The organism is Cellulosimicrobium cellulans (assembly GCF_007679345.1).
In the GTDB taxonomy this organism is placed as follows: Bacteria; Actinomycetota; Actinomycetes; order Actinomycetales; family Cellulomonadaceae; genus Cellulomonas; species Cellulomonas cellulans_A.
The window spans coordinates 1-24254 of sequence record NZ_VEGH01000024.1; the positions used below are offsets into that span (position 1 = coordinate 1).

The window sequence follows — 24254 nt, forward strand, 5'->3', positions numbered from 1 at the left end:
CCCGGGCTGTTCGAGTGGATCACCCCCACCGGGCACCGCTACCTCACCCGACCCGGCACCGGCCGCAACCACGACGCGACGGCCGACCCCTACGACGCACCACCACCGTTCTGACGCGCGCGAGGCCCAGCCCACCACCGATGCGCACCACCGCGTCATCGGCCCGCACGTGTCATCGGCCCGACCGCGTCATCGGCTCGACCGCGTCCCCCCCCGGTGACCGGCACCCACCCCGCACCGGCCCGTGCACGTGCGCCCACCCGGCCCTGGTCGCTGTCGGTGGTCGGCGGGATGCTGGGGTCCTCCGACGGAGGGAGCCGACGATGTCCGCCCAGCCCGATGCCCGCCCGGTCCCGGTCGACCCGCCCGGGATGGTCCGCAGCCCCGCGTTCGCTCAGGGGATGGTGCTGCCCCCGGGCCCCACGCTCTACGTCGGCGGCCAGAACGGCCTCGACGCCGACGGCACCCTGCTCGACGGGCTCGGTCCGCAGACCGAGCAGGCGCTGCGGAACGTGCTCGCCGTGCTGGCCGAGGCGGGCACGGACGCCGACCACGTCGCCATCCTGCGGATCTTCCTCACGGCGGGCGTCGACCCGACGGCGGCGTTCGAGGCGAGCGCCGCCGTGTGGGGCCGCCGTCGCACCGCGGTCACCGTGGTCTCGGTGCCGGAGTCGCGGCCGGGGGTGCTGGTCGAGATCGAGGCGGTCGCCTCGGTCCCCACCCCCTGAGTCCGGCCCCCTGAGCCCGGCCCCGGTCAGGCCCCCACGTACGCCGCCAGGTGCTCTCCGGTGAGCGTCGACCTCGCCGCCACCAGGTCCGCCGGCGTGCCCTCGAACACCACCCGGCCGCCGTCGTGCCCGGCCCCGGGGCCGAGGTCGACGATCCAGTCGGCGTGCGCCATGACGGCCTGGTGGTGCTCGATCACGATGACCGACTTCCCGGAGTCGACCAGCCGGTCGAGCAGCCCGAGCAGCTGCTCGACGTCCGCGAGGTGCAGGCCGGTGGTCGGCTCGTCCAGCACGAGCACGCCGCCCTTCTCGCCCATGTGCGTCGCGAGCTTCAACCGCTGCCGCTCGCCGCCGGACAGCGTGGTGAGCGGCTGGCCGAGGCTGAGGTACCCCAGCCCCACGTCGGCGAGCCGGTCGAGCACGGCGTGCGCCGCCGGGGTCCGCGCGTCGCCCTCGCCGAAGAACGCCTCCGCCTCGGTGACCGACATCGCGAGCACCTGGCTGATGTCCTTGCCGCCGAGGGTGTACTCCAGGACGGACGCCTGGAACCGTCGGCCCTCGCACTCCTCGCAGGTGGTCGCGACGCCGGCCATCATCCCGAGGTCGGTGTAGACGACGCCCGCGCCGTTGCAGGTCGGGCAGGCGCCGGCGGAGTTCGCCGAGAACAGCGCCGGCTTCACGCCGTTGGCCTTGGCGAACGCCTTGCGGATCGGCTCCAGCAGCCCGGTGTAGGTGGCGGGGTTGCTGCGGCGGGAGCCGCGGATCGCGCCCTGGTCGATGGCCACGACGCCGTCGCGCTTCGACACCGAGCCGTGGATCAGCGACGACTTCCCGGACCCGGCGACGCCGGTGACGACCGTGAGCACGCCGAGCGGCAGGTCGACGTCGACGTCCTTGAGGTTGTGCGACGACGCGCCCCGCACCTCGAGCACGCCCGTCCGCGTGCGCACGGCGGGCTTGAGCGCGGCCCGGTCGTCGAGGTGCCGTCCTGTCAGGGTCCCGCTGCGGCGCAGCTCCTCGACCGTCCCCTGGAACACGATCCGGCCGCCGCCGGTGCCGGCGCCCGGACCCAGGTCGACCACGTGGTCCGCAACGGCGATCGCCTCGGGCTTGTGCTCCACGACCAGGACCGTGTTGCCCTTGCCCCGCAGCCGCAGCAGCAGCTCGTTCATGCGCTGGATGTCGTGGGGGTGCAGGCCGATGGTCGGCTCGTCGAACACGTAGGTCACGTCGGTCAGCGAGGACCCGAGGTGCCGGATCATCTTGGTGCGCTGCGCCTCACCGCCGGACAGCGTGCCGGACGGCCGGTCGAGCGACAGGTACCCGAGCCCGATCTCGACGAACGAGTCCAGCGTCTCCCCCAGGGCCTCCAGCAGCGGCGCGACCGACGGCTCGTCGAGCCCCCGCACCCAGGCCGCCAGGTCGCTGATCTGCATGGCGCACGCGTCCGCGATGCTGATGCCGCGGACCTTCGAGGACCGTGCGCCCTCGTTGAGCCGGGTGCCCCCGCAGTCGGGGCAGGTGGTGAACGTGACGGCCCGCTCGACGAACGCCCGGATGTGCGGCTGCATCGCGTCGACGTCCTTGGCGAGCATCGACTTCCGGATCTTCGGGATGATCCCCTCGTAGGTGAGGTTGATGCCCTCGACCTTGATCTTGGTCGGCTCCTTGTGCAGCAGGTCGGCGAGCTCCCGCTTCGTGAAGTCGCGGATCGGCTTGTCCATGTCGAAGAACCCGCTGCCGGCGAAGATCCGCCCGTACCAGCCGTCCATGGTGTAGCCGGGCACGGTCAGCGCCCCACCGGCCAGCGACTTGTCCGCGTCGTAGAGCTGGGTCAGGTCGAAGTCCTGCACGTCGCCGCGCCCCTCGCACCGCGGGCACATGCCGCCGGTGACGCTGAACTCCCGGCGCTCCTTGGTCTGGACGCCGCCCTTGTCGAACGTCACCGCGCCCGCGCCGCTCACCGACGCCACGTTGAACGAGAACGCCTGCGGGGAGCCGATGTGCGGCTGGCCGAGCCGGCTGAACACGATCCGCAGCATCGCGTTGGCGTCCGTGACCGTGCCGACGGTCGACCGCGGGTTCGCACCCATCCGCTCCTGGTCGACGATGATCGCCGTCGTCAGCCCGTCGAGGACGTCGACGTCCGGGCGCGCGAGGGTCGGCATGAAGCCCTGCACGAACGCGCTGTACGTCTCGTTGATCATCCGCTGCGACTCGGCGGCGATGGTGGCGAACACCAGCGAGCTCTTGCCCGAGCCCGAGACCCCGGTGAACGCCGTGAGCCGGCGCTTCGGGATCTCGACGTCCACGTCCTTGAGGTTGTTCTCGCGGGCACCCCGGACGCGGATCAGGTCGTGGCTGTCGGCGACGTGCGACGTCGGCATCGGGTCTCCCTGGTGGGTCGGGGCGGACGTGGGCGGTGGTGGCGGTCCAGCGTGACCGGCCGCGCCACGGCGCGCAAGGACCTCGGTGCCGCGCCCCGGCGTCCCCGGGCACGCATCCGTGCCGCGCGCCGTCACCTCAGTCCGCGAGCGCCGCGCGGTAGGGCCGGAAGAAGTCCCGCAGCTCGCGGGCGTAGGCCTCGGGCTGCTCGATCGGCGCGAAGTGCCCGCCGCGGGGCGGCTCGGTGATGCGCACCGCGTGGGCGGTCCGCTCCAGCCACGCGCGCGGCGGCCTCAGGACGTCGCCGGCGAAGATCGAGAACCCCGACGGCACCTCGACGCGGCGGGCCAGCTGCTCGGGCGGGATCGCGGCGTTGGCCCGGTACATCCGCATCGAGGACCCGATGGTCCCGGTGAGCCAGTAGATGGTGAGGTTCGTGAGGATCTGGTCCCGGGTGAGCGACCCCTCGGGGTCCCCGCCGCCGCCGCTCCAGGCCCGGAGCTTCTCCCCCACCCAGGCCGCGAGCCCCGCGGGCGAGTCGGTGAGGCCGACCGCCTGCGTCTGCGGCTTGGTCCGGTGCAGGACGGCGTACGCGCCCTCGGTCGCGACCCACCCGGCGACGTCCGCCAGCCAGTCGCGCTCCTCCGGGGTGAGCGTCGCGGGGTCGACCTGCGGCCGGGGCACGCCCGCGTCCGTCCGGTGCACGGCCACGACCCGGTCGGGGTGGTCGAGCGCGAGGTAGCGCGTGACGTGGCTGCCGATGTCGCCGCCCGCCGCGCCGAACCTGTCGTAGCCGAGCGCCGTCATCAGCTCGGCCCAGAGCCCGGCGACGGCGATGGCGTCCAGGGCGTGCGCGGGACGGTCGGAGTAGCCGAACCCCGGCAGGTCGGGGACGACCACGTCGAAGGCGTCCGCCGGGTCGGCGCCGTGAGCGCCGGGGTCCGCGAGCAGGTCGACGACCTCGGAGTACCGCCAGAACGAGTCCGGCCAGCCGTGGGTGAGCACCACGGGCAGCACCGGCCCCGCCGGGGCGACGGCCGGGGCGTGCACCACGTGGACCCCGAGCCCGCCCACCCGTACCCGGTACCGGGGCAGCCGGTTCAGCTCCGCCTCCCGGGCGGGCCAGTCGAAGTCCTCGGCCCAGGTGCGCACCAGGTCCCGGAGCCAGGCCACGTCCACCCCCGCCGACCAGCCCGCGTCCTCGGGGACGTCCGGCCACCGGGTCGCGCGCAGCCGGGCGCGCAGGTCCGCGAGCGCCGCGGGGTCGGTGCGCGAGGTGAACGGCTCGGGGGCCGCGGGGCCGTGCTCGGCGTCCGGCATGGGGCCACCCTAGGACCGGCGCGGCGCCGTCGGGAGGGGTCAGCCGCCGATGCGCACGGGGTGCTCGGCCCCGCCGTACAGCGCCCCGTCCCACGGGTGCACCCAGCCACCGGTCTCGGGCGGCAGCGCGGTCCGCCACAGCTCCGCCCCGGTTTGGAGCGACCACGCGACGAGCTGCGGCTCGCTGCCCGGCACCTGGTCGACGAGGAGCAGGTTCCGGCCGTCCGTGACGGGCGTCAGCGAGCTGCCCGACACGACTCCGACGGACGCACCGTCCTCCCCGGCGCTCCGGGCGGTCCGCCACCGCTCGCGGCCGTCGCGCGCGTCGACCGCCCACGCGGCGGTGGCGTCCACCCCGTACAGCACGCCGTCGAGCAGCAGCGGCCAGCTGTCGGCCGACCCGTCGAGCCCGGCCTGCCAGAGCGTCTCCCCGGTCGCCGCGTCGACACCGCGCAGCGTGCGGTCGCCCTCGACGAGGGCTGTGAACAGCTCGACACCCCGCGCCGAGCCGTCGTCGACGCCGAGCCCGAGGGGCAGGGCCGGCACGATCTGCGTCCCCCTGCCGTCGTGACCGGCGAGCCGCACCGCGCCCGGGTCGCCGTCCTGCACCAGCAGCCCGCCGTCCCGGCCGGTCCAGATCTGGCTGCCCTCGGCCAGGCGCGCACCATCCGCGCGTCCCAGGACGAGCACCCGCCCGCCCGTCCAGACCGTGACGCGCTCGTCGCCGAGGTCGAGGCGGGGGTCGTACACGGGATCGGCTCCCGGAATGCCGCCCAGGTCCGTCGACCAGACGACCGCCTCGGAGGCGACGTCCTCCGCAGTGACGCGGACGGCGCCGTCCGCCGCCACCTCGCCCAGGATTGCCAGCTCCTCGTCGGCCACCACCGCGGTCTGCGGGGCGACGTCCCGCTGGTGCAGGACCGCTCCGGTGCCGGCGTCGAGCGTCAGGAGCCGGCTGCGGGTGGGCGGGTCCTCCCGCCACCCGCCCCCACCCGTGAGCGTCGCGGGGCGGTCGGTCACGAGGCACCGCACCCGGGTGGCCGGGCCGGTGCCCCCGTCGGCCCCCCAGCACACGGGTGCCTGCATCGTGGGCCGGGCGGTGGCGTCGTCCTGCGTCTCGACCTCCGTCCGCCACGTGACGGCACCGGACTCCGCGTCCGCGCCGGCGACCGCGCGCGGCCGCCCGAACTCGACCGGCTCGGCCGCGATGCGGAGGTCGCCGGCGGCGATCCCGGTCTCGCCGACCGAGCCGACCAGGGCGTCGTCGACGGCTGTCGTCGGCAGGTCGGGCCCGACGTCGTACCGGACCACTCCCGGCACCTCCCGCGCCGCCGCCACCCGGTCCCGCTCCCGAGCGTCCTGGACCACCTGCACCGCGACCACGGCCCCGACCGCCACGACCGCGGCGGGCCACCAGCGGAGCAGGGCGCGCCGGCGGGCGCGGTGTGCGGCGTCCCCGGCCGGGGCGCCGCCGGGGCCGGCCTCGCCCTCCGCTGCGGGCGCGGCGAGCTCGACCTCCTGCATCGCGTCCTCGCGGGCCATGCCCGCAACCTACGCGGGACGGCGAGTCGTGCGGGCGGGTTCCGTGCTCCCGGTGGGCGGGCGCGGTGCAGACTGCACTCGTCTATTGCTTTTCGATAGATTCCGAGCGATCCTCGATCCCATGACCGTCGACCGCTGGGCCACCGCCCTGCTCCGCCTCGCCCTCGTCGTGCTGTTCGGGATCCTGGTCGTGTTCCAGACCCTGTCCCTGCCGGGTCAGTTCCGGTACCTCGCCGAGCAGAACCCCGAGGACGCCGCCCTGCGCTGGCCCGCCACCGTGATCACCATCTTCTGGGTGCTGTGCGTGCAGGTCGTGATCGTCGCCACCTGGCGGCTGCTGACCCTGGTGCGCCGCGACCGCATCTTCACCGAGGCGTCGCTCGGCTGGGTGGACGCGATCGTCTGGGCCGTCGCGGCGGGCTGGCTGGTGCTGGTCGGGGTGCTCGTGTGGGTCGGCCTGCACGCCGACGACCCCGGCCTGCCGATGCTGCTGTTCCTCGCCACCGCCGTCGTCACCGTCGTCGCGCTGGTGCTGCTGGTCCTGCGGGCGCTGCTCCGCCAGGCCACCGCGCTGCGCACCGACCTGGACGCGGTGATCTGATGCCGATCGTCGTGCGCATCGACGTCGAGCTCGCGCGCCGCAAGATGAGCGTGGGCGAGTTCGCCGAGCGGGTCGGGCTCACCCCCGCGAACGTGGCCGTGCTCAAGAACGGCCGCGCGAAGGCCGTGCGGTTCAGCACCCTGGAGGCCATGTGCCGGGTGCTCGAGTGCCAGCCGGGCGACCTGCTGGAGTGGGTCCCGGACGAGTAGCCGGGCCGGCGGGTCGGGACCGCGTCAGTCCCGGGAGGCTCCCCCGCCACCGCGCGTCCGGACCCGCCGGCCGAGCAGGTACCGCCCGACGAGCGCGGCCGCCATCAACGTCCCCAGCCGAGCGGCGTCGCCGGCGCCGAACGTCAGCTCGGCCTCGGCGTTGGTCGCGAACCCGGTGACGGTGCACCACGCCAGGAACGCCGCGAGCGCGAGCAGCGGCACGGGCATCCGCCGTCCCAGCACCGCGACCGCGACCGCCCCCACCGTGGTGGGCAGCCAGGGCCCGAGGTGCCACCGGGCGGCGGCCGCCACGCCGAGCAGCGTCGCCGCCGCGACCAGCAGCACCCGCACGACCGCGGCGAGCTCGTCGTCGGTGACGGCATCACCCCGCGCCGGTCCCCCGGCCGGCGGGGCGGCCGCCCCCCGACCCTCGCCGCGCCCGCCGTCCCACCGGTCGCCGGCCCGGCCTCCGCGCCCCGCCGCCGTGCTCATGCCGCCAGCCTGCGCGCCTCGCCGGCCACCGGCCCCGGTCCTGACGGAACCCGAACGCCCGGGCCGGCGATCCGCACGGGACGCTGACGCGTCGGCCCGGCGGGCACCGGCCCGACGCGCGGTGCGCTCGCCCTGCCGCACTGAGGCCGGGCCCGCCCGCACGACGGCACCGGACCCCCGCGCCCCCCGACCCGGCGGCGGTCAGCGACCTCCCGGCCGCGCGATCGCGGCGACGCGCCCGGCCGTGCGCTCGGGCGGCTCGTCACCCGTCACCAGCACGTCGGTCGCGAGCTCGCGCAGCGCGGGGTCGTCGAGCCACCCGGCCAGGAAGTCGTGGCCGTCCCGGACCCAGTCGGTGCCCTTCGCCGCGACCGCCCGCTCCCGCAGCACCCGCAGCGCGTCGTCGCGCCCGGCGGCCGGGAGCAGCAGGACCACGGCGCCCGCCCGCGCGAGCGCGGCGCGGACCGCATCCCGGTGGACCGGGTCGTGGTACGAGGTGTGGCCCGCGCCCAGGGCCAGGACGGCGCCGGGGTGGTCGGCGACCAGCCGCCCGACGGCGTGCGCACGGGCGGGCTCCCACTCGCGCTCGGCGGCGAGCCGCCCCACCGCCGCGATGCGGTCGACCAGCCGGTCGAGGTCCCACCCCACCTCGCCGTAGTAGCGCCCGCCGGCCGCGTCCGCGTCGACGAACGGCACGCCGAGGAGGCGCGCGGCCGCCTCGCCCGCCGTGGACTTCCCGCAGGCGGCCGGGCCGACGAGCACCAGCAGCGGGCCGGGCGCGTCGCCCGGACGACGACGGGGACGGGCGGCAGGCACCGGACGAGTCTGCCGCACCGGTGGCCCCCGACGACCGGCGCGTCCGCGCGGACCGCGCGACCCCCGCTGGCACACTCGGCCGAGGCACCCCGCCGGACCGAGAGGACGCGACCGATGTCGTTCCAGGCCTACCTCGACGCGATCGAGCAGAAGACCGGCAAGACCCCCCGCGCCCTCGTCGACGAGGCGACCGCCCGGGGCCTCGCCGACGACGACGTGAAGGCCGGCGCGATCGTCGCCTGGCTGGCCGAGGACTACGGCCTGGGCCGCGGGCACGCGATGGCGCTCGTGCACGTGATCAAGAACGGCCCGCAGATCGGCACCAAGCACGTCGGGACGACCGGCACCCACCGCGACGACTCGGACACGCTCTGGCTGGACGGGAAGGCCACGAGGCCCCGCTGACCCTCGGCCCAGGCGCCGGGCCCCGGCCCGGGCAGGCCGCTCAGCAGGACAGATGCGAGCACGCCGGTCAGACTTCCCGCGTGAGGACGATCGGTGTGGAGGAAGAGTTCCTGCTCGTCGCGGAGGACGGCTCGCCGCGGGCGGTCGCGGCCGCCGTGCTGCAGCACGCCTCGACGCAGGAGGACGGCGACGACGCGGGCGAGCCGGGCGGCAACCTGGAGAAGGAGTTCGCCCAGGAGCAGGTGGAGACGTCGACGCACCCGTGCACCGACCTGGGGTCGCTGCTCGAGGAGGTGCGCGCGGGCCGGTGGCGCGCCGACTCCTCGGCGCAGCACGCGGGCGCCCGGATCGCCGCGCTGGCCACGTCGCCGAAGGACGTCGAGCCGACGGTCGTGGTGAACCGCCGCGCCCAGGACATCGCGACCGCGTTCGCCCAGACCGCGCGCGACCAGCTCACCTGCGGCTGCCACGTGCACGTCGAGGTCGCCGACGACGAGGAGGGCGTGCGGGTCGTCGACCACCTGCGCCGGTGGAACCCGGTGCTGCTGGCCCTGTCGGCGAACAGCCCGTTCTGGCGCGGCGACGACTCCGGGTACCAGAGCTTCCGGTCGCAGGTCTGGGGCCGCTGGCCGACGGCCGGCGCCACCGCCCCGTTCGGCGACGCCGCGACGTACCGGGAGACGGTGCGGTCCCTCGTCGAGAGCGGGACCATCCTCGACACCGGGATGGTCTACTTCGACGCCCGGCTGTCCGCGCGGTACCCGACCGTCGAGGTGCGGGTCGCGGACGTCTGCCTCGACCCCGAGGACGCGGTGCTGCTCGGCGCGCTGGTGCGCGGGCTCGCCGACACCGCGCTGGACGGCGCCACCGAGCCCGGCCCGCAGCCCCGCGCGGAGGAGGTGCGGGTGGCCGGCTGGCGCGCCGCGCGCTCCGGCCTGACCGGCGACCTGGTCAGCCCGGGCACCGGGCGACCCGTGCGCGCCGCGCAGGCCGTCGACGAGCTGGTGCGGCACGTCACCCCGGCGCTCGAGCGCACCGGCGACCTGGCGTGGGTCCGGGAGCACCTCGACGCGCTGCTCCGGCGCGGCAACGGCGCGCAGCAGCAGCGGCGGTGGCGGCACGAGGGGGCGGACGACGCCGAGCTCGTGCGGCGCGCGGTGCGCAGCACGCTCGGCTGACGCACGCCGGGGCCCGGGCTCGCCCGGTGCCGCCGCGGCACCGCCCGGCCCAGCACGGCACGGCCCAGCACGACCTAGCACGACCCGGCGTGACCCACGCGACACCACGGCCGCGGCGCCCTGACCAGCGCCGACGGTGTCCCGCGCCGACTCCGCCCGGGGTCACCCGCCCGCCCTCGCCGCGCGTTCACCGGACCTTCACGCCAGACTGGAACACTGAACGGTCCCCGGACGTTGAACCCGCCGAACAAGCGATACGTCTGCAAGTCAAGGCACGGAGGTCCCTGATGTCGAACCGGTCCCTGCGCGGTATGCGCATCGGGTCCCACAGCATGGAGACGGACGAGGGCGTCGACTTCGCGCCGCGTCTCCAGGCGTACTACGACTGCCCCAACGGGCACACGATCATCCTGCCGTTCTCGGTCGAGGCCGACGTCCCGGTGGTGTGGGAGTGCCGGTGCGGCGAGGAGGCGCTGCTGCGCGACGCGTCCAAGCCGGAGCCGAAGGCCACCAAGCCCCCGCGCACCCACTGGGACATGCTGCTGGAGCGCCGCACCATCAAGGAGCTCGAGGAGCTGCTGGACGAGCGGCTCGACCTGCTCCGCGCCGGGAAGCTGCGCCGGAGCGCCTGAGCACCTCGGGACGGCCGTGCACGGGCCCCGCACCCTCGGGTGCGGGGCCCGTCGTCGTCCCCGGGGTCAGCGCCGGCGGCCCGCCGCCCGGCGCACGAGGTCGCGCAGCTGGCGGGCCCGCTCCTGCGCGCCCCACACCGTGACGAGCACCAGCGCCTCGACCACGATCGACCGGCTCATCTTCGACCGGCCCTCCGCGCGCTCCACGAAGGTGATCGGCACCTCGACCACCCGGCCGCCGGCCTTGAGCACCCGCCAGGCCATGTCGATCTGGAAGCAGTACCCGTGCGAGGCGACCTCGCCCAGCGCCAGGGTGCCGAGCGTGCCCGCGCGGTAGACCCGGAAACCCGCCGTCGCGTCGCGCACCGGCAGCCCCATCGCGAGCCAGGCGTACACGTTCGCGCCGCGGGACAGCAGCTGGCGGTGCAGCGGCCAGTTGACCACCCGCCCGCCGCGGACCCAGCGCGAGCCGATGACGAGATCGGCGTCCGGCACCCGGTCCAGCAGCCGCGGCAGGTCCTCGGCGCGGTGCGAGCCGTCGGCGTCCATCTCCACGACCGCGTCGTACCCCCGGTCGAGGGCCCAGCGGAACCCCGCGACGTACGCGGTGCCGAGCCCCTGCTTGCCGGCGCGGTGCAGCACGTGGATGGCGGTGCGGCCGCGCTCCGCGGCGTCGGCGGCGGCGATCCGCTCCGCGAGCTGCCCGGTGCCGTCCGGGGACGCGTCGTCCACCACGAGCACGTCCGCGTCCGGGACGTGCAGCCGCAGGGCCGCCAGCGCCCGCGGCAGGCTGTCGCGCTCGTCGTAGGTCGGGACGACGACCAGCACCCGCCCGGCCGGTGCGGGACGACCGGGGGTCACGCCGCGCCCTCCGGGCGGTCGTCGCGGCGCACCCGCCGCGCGCCCGCCATGCCGGCGGCGGTCATCACGACGGCCAGAGCCCCGACGACGCCGCTCGGCCAGCCCCCGAGGGCGGCCGCGGGCGTCAGCGACTGCCGCAGCGGCAGCCGGGCCACGAGCTGGTCGGGGGTGAACAGGTCGGTGTCCTGCGCGACGGCGCCGTTCGGCGCGATCACGGCGCTGACCCCGACCGTGCTGACCTGGACGGTCGCCCGGCCGAGCTCGACCGCGCGCAGCCGGGCCATCGCGAGCTGCTGCGTGGACTCGGCGGAGAACCCGAACGAGGCGTTGTTGGTCTGCACCACCAGCACCTCGGCGCCCTCGCGCACGGCCTCGCGGACGATGCCGTCGTAGGCGACCTCGAAGCAGATGACGTCGCCGATCTGCACCGTGCGCCCGAGGCGCTCGGACTCGAGCGGCACCACGCCGGGCTCCGTCCCCGCGAGCATGTCGTTGCGCACCAGGTCGACGGCGGACGAGAACGGCCGGACCAGGTCCCGCAGCGGGATGTACTCCGCGAACGGCGCGGGCCGCTGCTTCGAGTACGAGGCCACCGGGCCGACGCCGGGCTCCCAGAGCAGCGACGTGTTGTACCGGCCGCCCGACTCCGGGTACTGGATCGTGCCGATGAGCATCGGCGCCCCGACCGCCCGGGCGGCGGCGTCGATGTCCGCGGCGGCCTGGGCGTCGACCTCGGGGTCGATGTCGGTGCCGTTCTCCGGCCAGAGCACGAGGTCGAGGTCCCCGGGCTCCACCTGGTCGAGCAGCGCGTACGTGCCGGCCAGGTGGTTGTCGAGCACCTCGCGCCGGTTGTCGAACGCGTGCAGCCCGGGTTCGGAGACGTTGCCCTGCACCGCGCCGACCGTCAGGTGGCCGTCCTCGGCGCGGGTGTCCGTCGGCACGAGCAGCCCCGCGACCACCAGGAGCACCGCCACGGCCACCCGCCCGAGCAGCGGCAGCAGCGCGAACCGGCGCGCGGCCAGCCACGCCAGGCCGAGCGCCGCGCCCGCGGCGGCCACCGCCGCCGACACCAGCGGCGCCCCGCCCAGTCGGGCGAGGGCCAGCGCCGGGGAGTCCGCCTGCGAGAACGCCAGCCGCCCCCAGGGGAACCCGCCGAACGGCCAGATGCCGCGCAGCTCCTCGATCGCGACCCACAGCACGGTGAACACGACGAGCTGCAGCGACGCGCGGCGCCACACCGCCTCGCCGCGACGGGCCCAGGACCAGGCGGCGCCGAACAGGGCGACGAAGCCCGCCTCCGCCACCGAGAGGGCGATCCACGGCACCACCCCGACCGCGACGTCCGCCCAGGTGAGCAGCGGCACGAAGAACGCCAGCCCCCAGAGCCATCCGACGAGGGCGTTCCACCGGGCGCTGTCGCGGCGCATCGCGAGGAACAGCAGGGCGATGCCCGGCGCGGCGGCGTACCACCAGCCCAGGTCCGGGAACGCGGTCCAGGTCAGCAGGCCGCCGAGGACCGCCAGGACCGCGCTCCACCAGCGGGAGGGGTCACGGAGCGGCACCGCGCCAGGGTACGGCACCGACCTGTCCGGTCGGTGCCGCGCAGCACCACGCCGGTGCGTCCGCACCGGGGGTGGGAGCCGACCGACCGGCCCGCGTGTCCTTCGTACCGCACGACACCGCCTGGGCGGCGCCCGTTCTCTAGTGAACACGCGGGCCTGGTCGGAGCCCGACGTGGCCCGGACGTCCTGCCCCCTGAGGCGCTCACCGAGCGGCGCCTTCGCCGGACCACTCCCGAGAACCTATCGAACCGGCAGGGGCTGTCAAGGGTCCCGCGGGGCCGCCCAGCGGCATCCGCGCAGGTCGCGCAGCGCGTCGGGCGGTGTCGGATTTGTCCAGATGGTCGAGACGGTTCGGCGTGTCGTCCGGCGTGTCGCCGGGAGCCCCTCCCACGCACCCGGGAGCCCCGACCGGGTGACACGGAACCCCGCCCGGAGCAGCGGATTCACCCGTCCGCGCGACGCAGGCTCCTCGGGGCGGCCCCGGGCCCGGCGATGCGCGCGGTGCGCGGGCGGCGCGCAGGCGGCGGGCGACGGCCCGGGCGAGCCCCGGGCGTCGGGCGCGGGCCCGCGCTCAGCCGAGGGCGTCGTGCAGGACCACCCCCGCGCGGACCGTGCGCACGCACTCCGGCAGCGGTTCGTCGGGGCGCAGCCCGGGCAGCACGCCGCCGGGGCCGGTGGTGCCCGGCGGCACGTGCCAGACGGCCAGGTGCGCGGCGGCGCCGACCCCGAGGTCGCCTGCGGGCTCGCGCGCCGCCGCCCAGCCGCCGCGGGTGTGCGCGGCCAGCGCCGCCGCGACCGGCAGCCGCTGGTCCGGCGTCCGGTGCCGCACCGCGGACCGCACGGCGCCCCACGGGTCGAACGGCGTCACCGGGCTGTCCGACCCGAACGCCAGCGGCACGCCCGCCGCCCGCAGGTCGGCGAGCGGGTGCAGGGACGCGGCGCGCCCCCGGCCCAGCCGCGCCGCGTAGGCCCCGTCGTCCCCGCCCCACGCGTCGTCGAACGCCGGCTGCACGGACGCCGTGAGCCCGAGCAGCACCAGGGCGGCCAGCGCGGGCGCGTCGAGCATCGACGCGTGCTCCAGCCGGTGCCCGCCGGCGCGCACGGCGTCGACGCCCTCGACCTCGGCGGCGACCCGGAACCCGAGCAGCACCTCGTCGAGCGCCCGGTCGCCGATGACGTGGAACGCCGCCGGCACCCCGGCGCGGGTGGCGGACGCCACGTGGTTGCTCACCTGCTCGGCGGTGAGGTCGAGCCGCCCCGCGGGGTGCCGCCACCCGTCCGGGGCGTCCGCGTACGGGGCGCGCAGCGCGGCGGTCCGGCTGCCGAGCGACCCGTCGGCCGCGAGGTCCCCGCCGACGCCCGCCAGGCCGGGCACCGCGGCGACGAGGGCGCGCACGTCGTCGGCCGTCTCGCACAGCTCGGCGCGCCAGCCCACGACCTGCGGCAGCGCCGACGCCGGGTCCGCCGTCAGCGCCAGCAGCGCCGCCAGGCCCGCCCGGGTGTCGGACTCCGGGGTGCTCTGCTCGTGCACGGCGACGATCCCGGCGCGCGCCGCGGACTCCAGGGCGCCGCGGCACCGGGCCTCGCGCGCGTCCGCCGGGAGGTCCCGGACGGCCGCCCGCGCGGCGGCGTGCGCCGCGCCGGTGACGAACCCGTCCGCGCGCCACCCGGGGAGCGTCGCCAGCCCGAGCACCTCGGCGAACGACGTCGACACCACGCCGGCGTGCAGGTCGAGCCGGCCGAGGTACACCGGCGCCCCGCCGGCGGCCGCGTCGAGCTCGTCCCGCGTCGGCGGCCGGCCCTCGGGCCAGGCGTCCTCCGCCCACCCCCAGCCGGTGAGCGGGGAGCCCTCGGCGGCCAGCCGGCGGCCGACCGCCCCGGTCGCGGCCGCGTGCACGGCGGCCAGAGCCGCGGCGAGCGACCCGCACCCCGCCAGGTCCACGCCCGCGCGGGCCAGGCCGGTGTCCAGCACGTGCGCGTGGGCGTCGACGAAGCCGGGGGTCACCAGCGCGCCGCGCAGGTCGACCACCTCGTCGGCGGCGTCCGCCAGGCCGTCCGCCTCGTCGGCGGCACCGACCCAGGCGACGACGCCGTCGGACACCAGGAGGGCCGAGGGCGCGTCGGGGGTGCCGGTCGCGGCGAGGACGGCAGGCGTCACCACCGCACCGCCCCGGTACAGGGTGGTGCTCACGCGGGAACGATAACCGGGCAGGTCACCACGGACCCGCCGGCGTCCGTCACCCGGCCGGCCCGGGTCAGGTGCCGGCGTAGGCCACGACGCCCCGGCGCACCGCCGTGACGGCCTTGCGCGCCGTCTCCCGCAGCCGCGCGTCGGGGGCCGCCTTCGCCACCTGGTCGAGCACGTCGACGACCTGCTTGCACCAGCGCACGAAGTCGCCCGCGGCGAGGTCCGCGTCCCGCAGCACCGCGTCCAGCCCGCGCCCGGCCGCCCACCGGTGCACCGGCGCGACCAGGCCGAGGTCGAGCGGCTGCGTCGACTCGATGCGCCGCGCGCTCTCCAGGTCGTCGAGCTCGGACCAGATGCGCGTCGTGGCGTCGAGCGCGATCCCCAGCCGGCTCGACGGGCCGCCGGGCACCGCGGGGCTGCGGTCCCGGTCGTCCCGGCGCGCCGAGTACACGACCGCGGACACCGCGGCGGCGAGCCCGGGCACGTCGAGCTCGGCCCACGCGCCGCGGCGCAGGCACTCGGCGAGCAGGAGGTCGTTCTCGGCGTAGATGCGGCGCAGCCAGCGGCCCTCGTCGGTCACCACCGTGCCGCCCTCGTCGTCGGTCGCCAGGTAGCCGAGGGAGTCGAGCACCTCGCAGATCCGGTCGAACACGACGGCGATCGACCCGGTCCGGCCCTCGATGCGACGGACCAGCGCCCGGTGCTCGCCCTCCAGGCGGGACCAGCGCTCCGCCCAGCGGGCGTGCTCCTCGCGGTCGGGGCACTGGTGGCACGGGTGCGCGCGCAGCTCCCGGCGCAGCGCGGCGATCGCCTCGTCCTCGTCCTCCGCCACCGGGCGGCCGCGCCGGCGGCTCGGCGCCACCCCGGTGATCCGCCCCGCGTTGATCTCGCCGCGCAGCGTCGCCGCGAGGTCGCGCCGGTGCGAGGCGGCCCGCGGCGAGAACCCCTTCGGCACCCGCAGCCGGCCGACGGCCCTGATCCCGTCGCCGACCTCCTGCACCGACAGCCGGCGCACCTCCCGCTCGGTGGTGAGCACCATCGGCCGCGCGCCCTCGAACCCGCCGTGCGTCCCCGGGTCCACCACCACCGCGTACGTCGACCGCCGGCCGCTGGGCACCGCGACGACGTCGCCGAGCGACAGCCCCTGCAGGCTCGCCGCCGCCTGCTGCCGGCGGGCCGCCGCGCTCGCGCGGTGCACGCCCCGCTCCCGGTCCGAGAGCTCGCGGCGCAGCGCGAAGTACTCGCCGAAGTCGCCGAGGTGGCAGGTCATCGCCTCGGCGTACCCCTCCATCGCCTCGGCGTGGCTCTGCGCCTGCCGGGCGAGCCCGACGACCCCGCGGTCCGCCTGGAACTGCGCGAACGAGGTCTCCAGCACCTCCCGCGCCCGGACCCGGCCGACCTGGGCCACCAGGTTGACCGCCATGTTGTAGGTGGGCCGGAACGCCGAGCGCAGCGGGTACAGCCGCTTGGAGGCCAGTCCCGCGAGGGCCATCGGGTCCAGGTCGCCCCGACCCAGCACCACGGCGTGCCCCTCGGAGTCGATCCCGCGGCGCCCCGCGCGGCCGGTGAGCTGGGTGTACTCCCCCGGCGTGATGTCGACGTGGTGCGAGCCGTCCCACTTGACCAGCTTCTCGAGGACCACCGACCGGGCGGGCATGTTGATGCCGAGCGCCAGCGTCTCCGTCGCGAACACGACCTTGACCAGCCCGCGGGCGAACGCCTCCTCGACGGTCTCCTTGAACGCCGGCAGCATCCCCGCGTGGTGCGCCGCGACGCCCCGGACCAGCGCGTCGACGAAGCCCCAGTAGCCCACGACGTCCAGGTCCTCCGGCGCGATCGACGCGCACCGGGTCTCGGCGATGTACCGGATCTCCTCCGCCTCCGCCGGGGACGTCAGCCGCAGGCCGCCCGCCAGGCACTGCGCGACGGCGGCGTCGCAGCCGGCGCGGGAGAAGATGAAGACGATCGCCGGCAGCAGGCCCGCCTCGTCGAGCACGTCCACCATCACGGGGCGCGGGACCGGCCGCGGGCCGCCCCCGCCCCCGGGTCCGCCGCCGCCCGGTCCGCCGCCCGGCCGGCGCCCGCCGGGGCCCCGGTACCCGCGGTCGCCGGCACCCCGGCGACCGCGGTGCGGCGCGTCCGACGCGCGCTCCGCGCGGCGCAGCAGGTGCGCGAGCTCGGGGTTGATCGGCGGGTTCTTCCCCGGCGCCGTCGGGTCCACGTGACCGGCGTACAGGTCCAGCAGGTCGTCCCGGACCAGGACGTGCTGGCCGAGCGGAACCGGCCGGTGCTCGCTCACCACGACCGCGGTGTCCCCGCGGACGGTGCGCAGCCAGTCGCCGAACTCCTCGGCGTTCGACACGGTGGCGGACAGCGACACCAGCTGCACGTCGTCGGGCAGGTGGATGATCACCTCCTCCCACACCGGGCCGCGGAACCGGTCCGCGAGGTAGTGCACCTCGTCCATCACGACGTAGCCGAGGCCGTCCAACGTGCTCGACCCCGCGTACAGCATGTTGCGCAGCACCTCGGTCGTCATGACGACCACCGGCGCCTCGCCGTTCTGGGTGGTGTCGCCGGTGAGCAGGCCGACCTGCTCCGCGCCGTACCGCCGGACCAGGTCGTGGTACTTCTGGTTCGAGAGCGCCTTGATCGGCGTCGTGTAGAACGCCTTGCGCCCGGTGGCGAGCGCGAGGTGCACCGCGAACTCGCCGACGACGGTCTTGCCCGCGCCGGTGGGCGCCGCGACGAGCACGCCGCTGCCGCGCTCCACCGCCTCGCAGGACTCGACCTGGAAGTCGTCGAGCGGGAAGTCGAGGAGCTGGCGGAACCGGGCGAGCTCGCTCTTCTCGGCCTGCGCCCGGCGCCGAGCGGCGGCGTACCGCTCGGCCGGGGACAGCTCGTCGGGCTCGGGGGTGCGTGCCGTGCTGCGTCGTGCCACGCGCCCACCCTAGGTCGGGTTGGCCGCCAGCACCCGGACGGCGCCCGGCACGACCTCCGCCACCAGGGGCAGCGGGCCGATCCGCTCCCCGTCGGCGTGCGCCTCCGGCGGCGTCCCGCCGAGGTGCGGCGCGGGCTCCACCAGCACCCGGCTCGTGCGGATCACCTGCACCTGCGGGTGCCGCACGTGCCGGCCCACGTACATGCCGGGGAAGATGCGCACGACGCCCGCCCGGCTGAACGGGCCGGCGACCACGACGTCCAGCAGCCCGTCGTCCAGCAGCGCGTCCGGGGCGACCCGGATGCCGCCGCCGATCCACGGGCCGTTGGCCGCGACCACCACGGTGCCCGCCGACTCCCAGACGCCCTCGTCCGTGGTCAGCCGGTAGCCGTACGGCCGGAACGCCCGCAGCTCGGGGACCAGCGCGCGCACGTACCGGGCCGAGCCGCGCGGCCAGGACATCGCGTTCGCACGGGCGTTCACCGCGGCGTCGATCCCGCAGGACAGCGCGCCGAGGTACCACTCACGGGCCGACTGCGCCGGCGAGCCGACGCGCACCGCGTCGACCGCCCGCGGGCCGACCAGCAGCGCGCGCTCGATGGCCGCCACCGACCCGGCGACGTCCCCGCGGGGCAGCCCCAGCGCGCGCGCGACGTCGTTGCCCGTGCCACCGGCGACGATGCCCAGCGGCAGGTCCGTCTCGGCCACCACGTTCGCGCCCAGGTGCACCAGGCCGTCGCCGCCGACCACCACGAGCGCGTCCAGGCCCGCCACCGCCGCACGCCGGGCGTGTGCCGTCGCCGTGCGCAGGTCCCGTGCGGTCAGGTCCTCGACCCGGTGCCCGCGACGGCGCAGGGCGTCCAGCACCGCCGCCCCCACGCCGGTCCCGCGTCCCTTGCCCGCCACGGGGTTCACCACGACCCCGAGGTGGCTCACGTGGCGAGCGTCCCGTCCGCCGCCCCGCCGAGGCCCTCCGCGTCGCGGGCGTGCTCGGCCGCCGCGAGCCGCTTGTCCGCGCGCCGGTCGTGCAGCACGCACACGCCCAGCGCCGCGAAGTACAGCCCGCAGATCGGCAGCGCCATCACGATCATCGTGATCGCGTCCGGCGTCGGCGTCATCACCGCCGCGAACACGAACGCGAGCAGCACCGCCCACCGCCAGCCCTTCGCCCAGGTGCTCGCCCGCACCAGGCCGACCAGGTTGATGCACACCATGACGACCGGCAGCACGAACGCCAGGCCGAAGGCCAGCACGAACCGCATGACGAAGCTCAGGTAGGCCTGCGCGTCGATGAAGTTCGACGCGCCCTCCGGCGTGAAGTCGGTCAGCACCCGGACCGCGGTCGGCAGCGTCCACGCGGACAGCGCGGCGCCGGCCAGGAACAGCGGAACCGAGGCCGCCAGGAACCCGACCGCCGACCGCTTCTCCCGACGGGTCAGGCCGGGCGTGATGAACGCCCACAGCTGGTAGAGCCACCAGGGGCTGGACACGATGACGCCCAGGAACAGCGACACCTTGATCTGCATGTCGAACGCGCTGGCCAGGCCGGCGAAGTTCACCGACACCCGGCCGTCGCGCCCCGCCGCCGTCTCCAGCAGCGGCTGCTGCAGCCGCTCGAACACCGGCTCGTACAGGAACCAGCCCGCGACCGCCCCGACGGCCAGGCCGACCGCGGCCAGGAACAGCCGCTTCCGGAGCTCGAGCAGGTGCTCGCGCAGCGGCATCCGGCCCTCGGGGTCGGGCCGTCTCTTGCGCGCCACGGATCAGGCGCTGGGGGTGGTGCTGCCGCTCGCCGGAGGCTGCTGACCGGGCTGGTCGAGCGAGGGCGCGGGGGTCGCGGACGGGGCCGGGTTCACGACCGGGCCCTGCGCGAGCGGCGGAGCCGGGGCGGCCGTCGGCGGCGGGGTCGGCGCGGTGCGCGGCTCGTCCTCGGCCAGGTCCTTGACCTCACGCTTGAAGATGCGCAGGGACTCGCCCACGGACTTCGCCAGGTCCGGCAGCCGGCGCGCCCCGAACAGCAGGAGGATCACGACGAGCAGCACGACGATGTGCCAGGGCTTCAGGGCGTTCATGACGATCCTGTCGGACGGGAGACGTTGACCCGTCCGATCCTAACCGGCGCAACCCCCGCGCCGGGTGACCCCGTCCCGGTGCGTGCGTGGCGGGTCCGGGACGCGCGTCAGCGCGTGTAGGCGCGCCAGCCCTCGCGGGTGCGGCGGTCGCGCTCCCGACGGCGCTCCCGGCGCTCGGCCGCCTGCTCGCGCAGCACCGCCCAGCGGTCCCGGGCCTCCTCCGGGTCCGGCAGCAGCACCGCCTCCCGGGCCGCGCGGGCCGCGCGCTCCGCCTCCTGCGCCTGCTCGGAGATCGTCGACACGTGCTCGGCGAGCTGCCCCAGCACCGCGGACGCCTCCTGCAGCTCCGCGACGAGCGCGCGGAACCGGCGCCACAGGTCGCGGCCCAGGAAGAACGCGCCGACCAGCGTGCCGAGGACCAGCACCGACCACACGACCACCCAGACCATCGGGCCAACCTATCCCGTCAGCCCGCCAGCGGGCCGTACGCCGCCAGGGCCGCCCGCGCGCGGGCCGCCACGTCCCGCGCCACCTCCGGCGGGCGGACGCCCAGGACGTCGTCGGCCGCCTGGAGCAGCAGGCTGCGCAGGAACGCCCGCTGGCCCACCCGCACGTCCACCTCGAACGACCCGTCCGGGAGGTTCCGCACCGCCTCGACCGGCACGGTCTCCGCCACCCACCGGCCCGTGCTGCGCAGGTGCAGCGTCGCCACGTCGCCCGCGAGGTCGAACCGGAACTCCGCCGTGGCGCCGCGGCCCGCCCCCGGGTGCGGCTCGGCCGGGGCGTCCAGCACCTCGGCCGCCAGCACCCGGTCCAGCCGGAACAGCCGCTCGTCGCCCGCGCGCAGGCACCACGCCTGCAGGTAGGACCGCTCGTCGCTCGTCGTCATGCGCAGCGGGTCCACGTCCCGGTCGCTCGTCACGTCCGACGCGTTCACGTACCGGATGCGCAGCCGGCGGCCGGTCGCCAGCGCGCGGCGGATCGCCGCCACCACCTCCGGCCGGCCGTCCACGGCGAGCCGCACGTCGACCGCGCCCGCCGCCTCCCCCGTCGCCGCCGTCAGCTTGGCCAGCGTCGAGCGCAGCACCTCCGCCTGCTCGGGGTCGAGCGTCGGGCCGAGGTCGGCCACCATCGCGCTCAGCGCCGCGAGCAGGGTCACCGCCTCGCGGGTGCCCAGCCGCAGCGGCCGGGTCATCCCCCGGGCCTCCGTCAGCCGGATCTCCCCCCGGTCGTAGGAGTCCGCGTCGAAGTCGATCAGGTCGTGCGGGTAGTAGCCGGGCGTGCCGCTCATCCAGAGCGTGTCCACGTCCGCCATCACCTGCGCCGGCGTCACCCCGAAGTGCTCGGCCAGCTGCTCGACGGACACGCCGTCGTTGCGGTCCAGGTAGCCGATCATCCCGAGCAGCCGCAGCAGCCGCTCGCTCGCGCGCTCAGCCACGGGGGTCCTCCTCGCCGGTCGGGCCGTGCGCGTCGTGCGGGTCGTCCGCTCCGTCCGAGCCGTCCGTGCCGTCCGAGCCGTCGAGGGTCGCGGCCACGCGGAGCAGGCCCAGCACGGCCTCGCGCAGCTCAGGCGGCTCGGCCACGAGCACGGCGTCGCCGTAGCCCGCGACCTCCTCCGCGAGCTCCCAGGTCGCGCGGTAGGCCACCCGCACCAGGTCCCGGTCCGCGACCGCCTGCCGCAGCGCGGGCGACGCGTCGGCGGGCAGCTCCGCGGGCACGCCGCGCGCCCGCAGCGCCTCCGCGCGCTCCGACCGCAGCGCCAGCACCGCCGTGCGCTCGTCGCGCACGTCCCACGACCGCAGGGCCGCCTCCGTCTGCTCCGGTGTCGGCGCGTCGAACGCCCCGGCCGCACCGACTGCCTTCACCCGGCCCTCGATCCGGCTGAGCCGGAACGACCGCGTGCCACCCCGGTCGACGTCGAAGCCCACCAGGAACCAGCCGCCCCGGCGCGCCACGAGCCGCCACGGCTCCACCAGACGCTCGCGCACCTCACCCGTGCTCGCCGCGCGGTAGGTGAACCGGACCCGCTGCCGCGCCTGGACCGCGTCGAGCAGCGGCGGGAAGGCGTCGCCGCCCGCGCGGACCCGAGGGGCCAGACCGGCGGCGAGGTCGCTCGACCCGGCCCCCGCGCCGACCGCGCGCAGCTTCGTCAGGGCCCGCGAGGTGTCCGCCCGCACCGACCGGTCCTGCCAGAACTCCGCGGCCAGGGACAGCGCGCCCAGCTCCGCGGACGTCAGCTCCAGCGGGGGCAGCGCGTACGCGTCCTGGTCGATCCGGTAGCCGATGTCGTCGCCGTGGCCCGCCGAGGTCACCGTCGCGACCGGGATCCCGAGGTCGCGGAGCGTGTCCTTGTCCCGCTCGAACATCCGCTCGAACGACTCGTCGGACGGGGCGTCGCCGTAGCCCGCGACCGTGCGGCGGATCTGCTCCTTCGTCATCCGGCCCGGCGTGTGCACCAGGGCGATGACGAGGTTGAGCAGCCGCTCGGCGGGGTGGATCTGTTCGGGCATCGGGGACAACCGTAGTGGCCGGTAGCGTGGTCCGGTGATCACATGGCGCTCGGGCATCGTGGAGCAGGTCGGACGGTCGTGGCCCGGGGCCCGGGAGCTGACCGTCGTCGTCGCCGACGGCGTGTCCGGGCCGGATCCCGTGACCGTGCGGGCGCTCGCCTACCCGGCACTCGTCGGGGACCTGCGGGTCGGCGACGCCGTCCTGCTGAACGTGTCGGCGCTCGCGCGCGGGCTGGGCACCGGCGGGTACGCCCTCGTCGTCGCCCCCGGGTCGCCCGACCGGCTGCCCACCGACCCGCCCGCCGGGCCCGGGCACCTCGTGAAGGCCCGGTACACCCCGCTCCAGGCGATGGTGCTCGGCGTCGACGACCAGGAGTCGCCGCACCACGAGGTCCTGCGCGACGCCGACGACCTCGCCGGCCTGCCCGTCGTCGTCGCCGACCTGCACTCCGCGCTGCCCGCCGTCGTCGCGGGCGTCCGGTACGCCGACGCGCTGCTGTCCCGGCCGGGCGCGGGGGTGCCGCCGCTGCGCGTCGCCTACGTGATGACCGACGGTGGCGCCCTCCCCGCCTGGTTCTCCATGGCCGTCGCGGGGCTGCGCGACGCCGGGTGGATCGAGGCCTGCCTCACCGCCGGCCAGGCGTTCGGCGGCGACCACGAGGCCGTCACCCTGCACACCGCGCTGCTCGCCGCCCGGCACGTCGTCGGCGCGGACGTCGTCGTCGTCGCGCAGGGCCCCGGCAACCTCGGCACAGGCACGCGGTGGGGGTTCTCCGGGGTCGCCGCCGGCGAGGCCGTCAACGCCGCCGCCGTGCTCGGGGGACGGCCCGTGGCGTCGCTGCGCGTGTCCGGGGCCGACGCGCGGGAGCGGCACCTCGGGGTGTCGCACCACTCGCTGACGGCGTACGGGCGGGTCGCGCTGGCGCCCGCGGACGTGGTGGTGCCGGTGTTCGACCCGGCGGCGACGCCCGGCGCGGCCGACGCCGTCGCCGAGGAGGCCGCGGCCCGGCGGTTCGCCTCCGACGGCGGCACGCGGGTCGGCGCCGCGGGCGCGGGCGAGGAGCCGGGCCTGCACGTTCCCGACCCGGAGACGCACCTGGACGCGCACCTCGCAGCCGTGGGACGGCGCGTCGCCCAGCAGGCCCGGTCCCTCGGCGAGCCCGCCGGGCGGCACCGGCTCGTCGACGTCCCCGCCGGCGCGGACCTGCTCACCGCGCTCGGGTCCTCGCCCGTGCGGCTGTCCACCATGGGGCGTGGGCTCGCGCAGGACCCGGCGGCGTTCCTCGCCGCCGCGGCGGCGGGCGTGCACGCGGCCCGGCTGGCCCGCGGGGTGCGATCGACCCCGCGGTGACCCCCGCCCGCTGAGTTCCGGGAGCGGTCCACGCGCCGCAGAGCGGGCGGCGAGTCCTCCACAGGCGTCGGCGGCGGCGTCGTCCCCAGGACCGATGGCGGTCACGCAGGGGTGTCGGTGGTGGTTCGTAGGGTGGTGACATGCCCGCTGACCTGCGCGAACCCGCTCCCGGACCCGGCTCCGAGCCGGACCGGATCGTGCTCGCGTGCGGATGCGGCTGCACCTGCGGGCAGGGCGGGACGGCCCGCGGCGAGGACCCCGTGGCGGGGACCGGGCAGCCGGTACCGCCGCGCACGGACGCGGGTGCCGGGGCGGCGGCGCCCGCCGTACCCGCGGTCTCCTCTCCCGCTTCCCTCTCTCCCGCGGCCGCCGACCCCGGCGCCCCCGCGGTTGCATCCGAGGCGGTGGTCGCGGAGTTCCTGGACCCGGGCCTGCCGGCGTCCGAGCGGTTGACCGAGGCC

Annotated in this window: 22 protein-coding genes and 1 pseudogene; 8 read left to right on the top strand and 15 right to left on the bottom strand. The window is 76.6% G+C overall.

Going from position 1 to position 24254, the window contains the following annotated elements:
* Positions 1–323: 323 nt before the first annotated feature.
* A complete protein-coding gene (locus FS882_RS20260; protein ID WP_158375993.1) occupies positions 324–728 on the top strand; it encodes a RidA family protein in 405 nt (134 codons plus the stop codon).
* A gap of 26 nt (positions 729–754) precedes the next feature.
* Here the strand turns inward: FS882_RS20260 and FS882_RS20265 are convergent, their stop codons facing one another.
* From FS882_RS20265 to FS882_RS20275, 3 genes are all read right to left on the bottom strand, one after another.
* Positions 755–3115, bottom strand: a complete 2361-nt coding sequence (locus FS882_RS20265; protein ID WP_158375995.1) for an ATP-binding cassette domain-containing protein — start codon at positions 3113–3115, stop codon at positions 755–757.
* Positions 3116–3251: 136 nt separating this feature from the next.
* Complete coding sequence (locus tag FS882_RS20270; RefSeq protein WP_158375997.1) at positions 3252–4433, bottom strand: epoxide hydrolase family protein; 1182 nt, start codon at positions 4431–4433, stop codon at positions 3252–3254.
* A 39-nt stretch (positions 4434–4472) separates the two neighbouring features.
* The gene (locus FS882_RS20275; RefSeq protein ID WP_158375999.1) at positions 4473–5975 is read right to left on the bottom strand and encodes a PQQ-binding-like beta-propeller repeat protein; all 1503 of its coding nucleotides are present in this window, start codon (positions 5973–5975) and stop codon (positions 4473–4475) included.
* A 121-nt stretch (positions 5976–6096) separates the two neighbouring features.
* Between FS882_RS20275 and FS882_RS20280 the strand changes: the two genes are divergently transcribed.
* Positions 6097–6576, top strand: a complete 480-nt coding sequence (locus FS882_RS20280; RefSeq protein ID WP_154730029.1) for a DUF2975 domain-containing protein — start codon at positions 6097–6099, stop codon at positions 6574–6576.
* Positions 6576–6785, top strand: a complete 210-nt coding sequence (locus tag FS882_RS20285) for a helix-turn-helix domain-containing protein (RefSeq protein WP_158376001.1) — start codon at positions 6576–6578, stop codon at positions 6783–6785. The genes FS882_RS20280 and FS882_RS20285 overlap by 1 nt, the downstream gene beginning before the upstream one ends.
* A 24-nt stretch (positions 6786–6809) precedes the next feature.
* On the opposite strand, the gene FS882_RS21225 is transcribed toward FS882_RS20285, so the two are convergent.
* The gene (locus FS882_RS21225; protein WP_187365406.1) at positions 6810–7277 is read right to left on the bottom strand and encodes a hypothetical protein; all 468 of its coding nucleotides are present in this window, start codon (positions 7275–7277) and stop codon (positions 6810–6812) included.
* 201 nt (positions 7278–7478) lie between these two features.
* Complete coding sequence (locus FS882_RS20295) at positions 7479–8093, bottom strand: shikimate kinase (RefSeq protein WP_158376003.1); 615 nt, start codon at positions 8091–8093, stop codon at positions 7479–7481.
* Positions 8094–8207: 114 nt separating this feature from the next.
* Here FS882_RS20295 and FS882_RS20300 point away from each other — a divergent pair, with 114 nt between their 5' ends.
* The 3 genes from FS882_RS20300 (at position 8208) to FS882_RS20310 (ending at position 10308) form a co-directional block, all read left to right on the top strand.
* Positions 8208–8498 (top strand): DUF4287 domain-containing protein, encoded by a 291-nt coding sequence (locus tag FS882_RS20300; RefSeq protein WP_158376005.1) that lies wholly within the window; start codon positions 8208–8210, stop codon positions 8496–8498.
* An 80-nt stretch (positions 8499–8578) separates the two neighbouring features.
* Positions 8579–9676, top strand: coding sequence for a glutamate--cysteine ligase (locus FS882_RS20305; RefSeq protein ID WP_262348443.1), 1098 nt, complete (start codon positions 8579–8581; stop codon positions 9674–9676).
* Between the two features lie 287 nt (positions 9677–9963).
* On the top strand, positions 9964–10308 hold the full coding sequence (locus FS882_RS20310) for an RNA polymerase-binding protein RbpA (protein WP_147793582.1): 345 nt from the start codon (positions 9964–9966) through the stop codon (positions 10306–10308).
* A 66-nt stretch (positions 10309–10374) separates the two neighbouring features.
* On the opposite strand, the gene FS882_RS20315 is transcribed toward FS882_RS20310, so the two are convergent.
* From FS882_RS20315 to FS882_RS20360, 10 genes are all read right to left on the bottom strand, one after another.
* The gene (locus FS882_RS20315) at positions 10375–11169 is read right to left on the bottom strand and encodes a polyprenol monophosphomannose synthase (protein ID WP_262348444.1); all 795 of its coding nucleotides are present in this window, start codon (positions 11167–11169) and stop codon (positions 10375–10377) included.
* Positions 11166–12731, bottom strand: a complete 1566-nt coding sequence (lnt, locus tag FS882_RS20320; protein ID WP_158376007.1) for an apolipoprotein N-acyltransferase — start codon at positions 12729–12731, stop codon at positions 11166–11168. Before lnt ends, FS882_RS20315 begins: the two co-directional genes overlap by 4 nt.
* 571 nt (positions 12732–13302) lie before the next feature.
* The gene (locus tag FS882_RS20325) at positions 13303–14922 is read right to left on the bottom strand and encodes an amidohydrolase (RefSeq protein ID WP_158376009.1); all 1620 of its coding nucleotides are present in this window, start codon (positions 14920–14922) and stop codon (positions 13303–13305) included.
* Between the two features lie 64 nt (positions 14923–14986).
* Positions 14987–17860, bottom strand: a complete 2874-nt coding sequence (locus FS882_RS20330; protein WP_158376011.1) for a DEAD/DEAH box helicase — start codon at positions 17858–17860, stop codon at positions 14987–14989.
* A 9-nt stretch (positions 17861–17869) separates the two neighbouring features.
* Positions 17870–18796 carry a diacylglycerol/lipid kinase family protein gene (locus tag FS882_RS20335; RefSeq protein ID WP_158376013.1) on the bottom strand — a complete coding sequence of 309 codons (927 nt, stop codon included), beginning with the start codon at positions 18794–18796 and terminating at the stop codon, positions 17870–17872.
* A complete protein-coding gene (gene tatC, locus FS882_RS20340) occupies positions 18793–19584 on the bottom strand; it encodes a twin-arginine translocase subunit TatC (RefSeq protein WP_158376031.1) in 792 nt (263 codons plus the stop codon). The genes FS882_RS20335 and tatC overlap by 4 nt, the downstream gene beginning before the upstream one ends.
* A 39-nt stretch (positions 19585–19623) precedes the next feature.
* Complete coding sequence (tatA, locus tag FS882_RS20345) at positions 19624–19932, bottom strand: Sec-independent protein translocase subunit TatA (RefSeq protein ID WP_158376015.1); 309 nt, start codon at positions 19930–19932, stop codon at positions 19624–19626.
* Positions 19933–20039: 107 nt separating this feature from the next.
* Positions 20040–20381, bottom strand: a complete 342-nt coding sequence (locus FS882_RS20350) for a hypothetical protein (RefSeq protein WP_158376017.1) — start codon at positions 20379–20381, stop codon at positions 20040–20042.
* 17 nt (positions 20382–20398) lie between these two features.
* A complete protein-coding gene (locus tag FS882_RS20355; RefSeq protein WP_158376019.1) occupies positions 20399–21370 on the bottom strand; it encodes a helix-turn-helix transcriptional regulator in 972 nt (323 codons plus the stop codon).
* Positions 21363–22442, bottom strand: coding sequence for a helix-turn-helix transcriptional regulator (locus FS882_RS20360; RefSeq protein WP_158376021.1), 1080 nt, complete (start codon positions 22440–22442; stop codon positions 21363–21365). Before FS882_RS20360 ends, FS882_RS20355 begins: the two co-directional genes overlap by 8 nt.
* A 34-nt stretch (positions 22443–22476) precedes the next feature.
* Between FS882_RS20360 and FS882_RS20365 the strand changes: the two genes are divergently transcribed.
* Complete coding sequence (locus FS882_RS20365; RefSeq protein WP_158376023.1) at positions 22477–23793, top strand: DUF3866 family protein; 1317 nt, start codon at positions 22477–22479, stop codon at positions 23791–23793.
* Positions 23794–23933: 140 nt separating this feature from the next.
* Positions 23934–24254, top strand: a pseudogene (locus FS882_RS21455) (hypothetical protein); the annotation flags it as partial.

Excerpts from the sequence above, each read along its gene's own strand:
- FS882_RS20265 (WP_158375995.1), bottom strand. The coding sequence starts at position 3,115 with ATGCCGACGTCGCACGTCGCCGACAGCCACGACCTGATCCGCGTCCGG.
- FS882_RS20270 (WP_158375997.1), bottom strand. The coding sequence starts at position 4,433 with ATGCCGGACGCCGAGCACGGCCCCGCGGCCCCCGAGCCGTTCACCTCG.
- FS882_RS20310 (WP_147793582.1), top strand. The coding sequence starts at position 9,964 with ATGTCGAACCGGTCCCTGCGCGGTATGCGCATCGGGTCCCACAGCATG.
- FS882_RS20360 (WP_158376021.1), bottom strand. The coding sequence starts at position 22,442 with ATGCCCGAACAGATCCACCCCGCCGAGCGGCTGCTCAACCTCGTCATC.
- FS882_RS20300 (WP_158376005.1), top strand. The coding sequence starts at position 8,208 with ATGTCGTTCCAGGCCTACCTCGACGCGATCGAGCAGAAGACCGGCAAG.
- FS882_RS21225 (WP_187365406.1), bottom strand. The coding sequence starts at position 7,277 with ATGAGCACGGCGGCGGGGCGCGGAGGCCGGGCCGGCGACCGGTGGGAC.
- FS882_RS20280 (WP_154730029.1), top strand. The coding sequence starts at position 6,097 with ATGACCGTCGACCGCTGGGCCACCGCCCTGCTCCGCCTCGCCCTCGTC.
- tatC (WP_158376031.1), bottom strand. The coding sequence starts at position 19,584 with ATGCCGCTGCGCGAGCACCTGCTCGAGCTCCGGAAGCGGCTGTTCCTG.
- FS882_RS20275 (WP_158375999.1), bottom strand. The coding sequence starts at position 5,975 with ATGGCCCGCGAGGACGCGATGCAGGAGGTCGAGCTCGCCGCGCCCGCA.
- tatA (WP_158376015.1), bottom strand. The coding sequence starts at position 19,932 with ATGAACGCCCTGAAGCCCTGGCACATCGTCGTGCTGCTCGTCGTGATC.
- FS882_RS20350 (WP_158376017.1), bottom strand. The coding sequence starts at position 20,381 with ATGGTCTGGGTGGTCGTGTGGTCGGTGCTGGTCCTCGGCACGCTGGTC.
- FS882_RS20260 (WP_158375993.1), top strand. The coding sequence starts at position 324 with ATGTCCGCCCAGCCCGATGCCCGCCCGGTCCCGGTCGACCCGCCCGGG.
- FS882_RS20285 (WP_158376001.1), top strand. The coding sequence starts at position 6,576 with ATGCCGATCGTCGTGCGCATCGACGTCGAGCTCGCGCGCCGCAAGATG.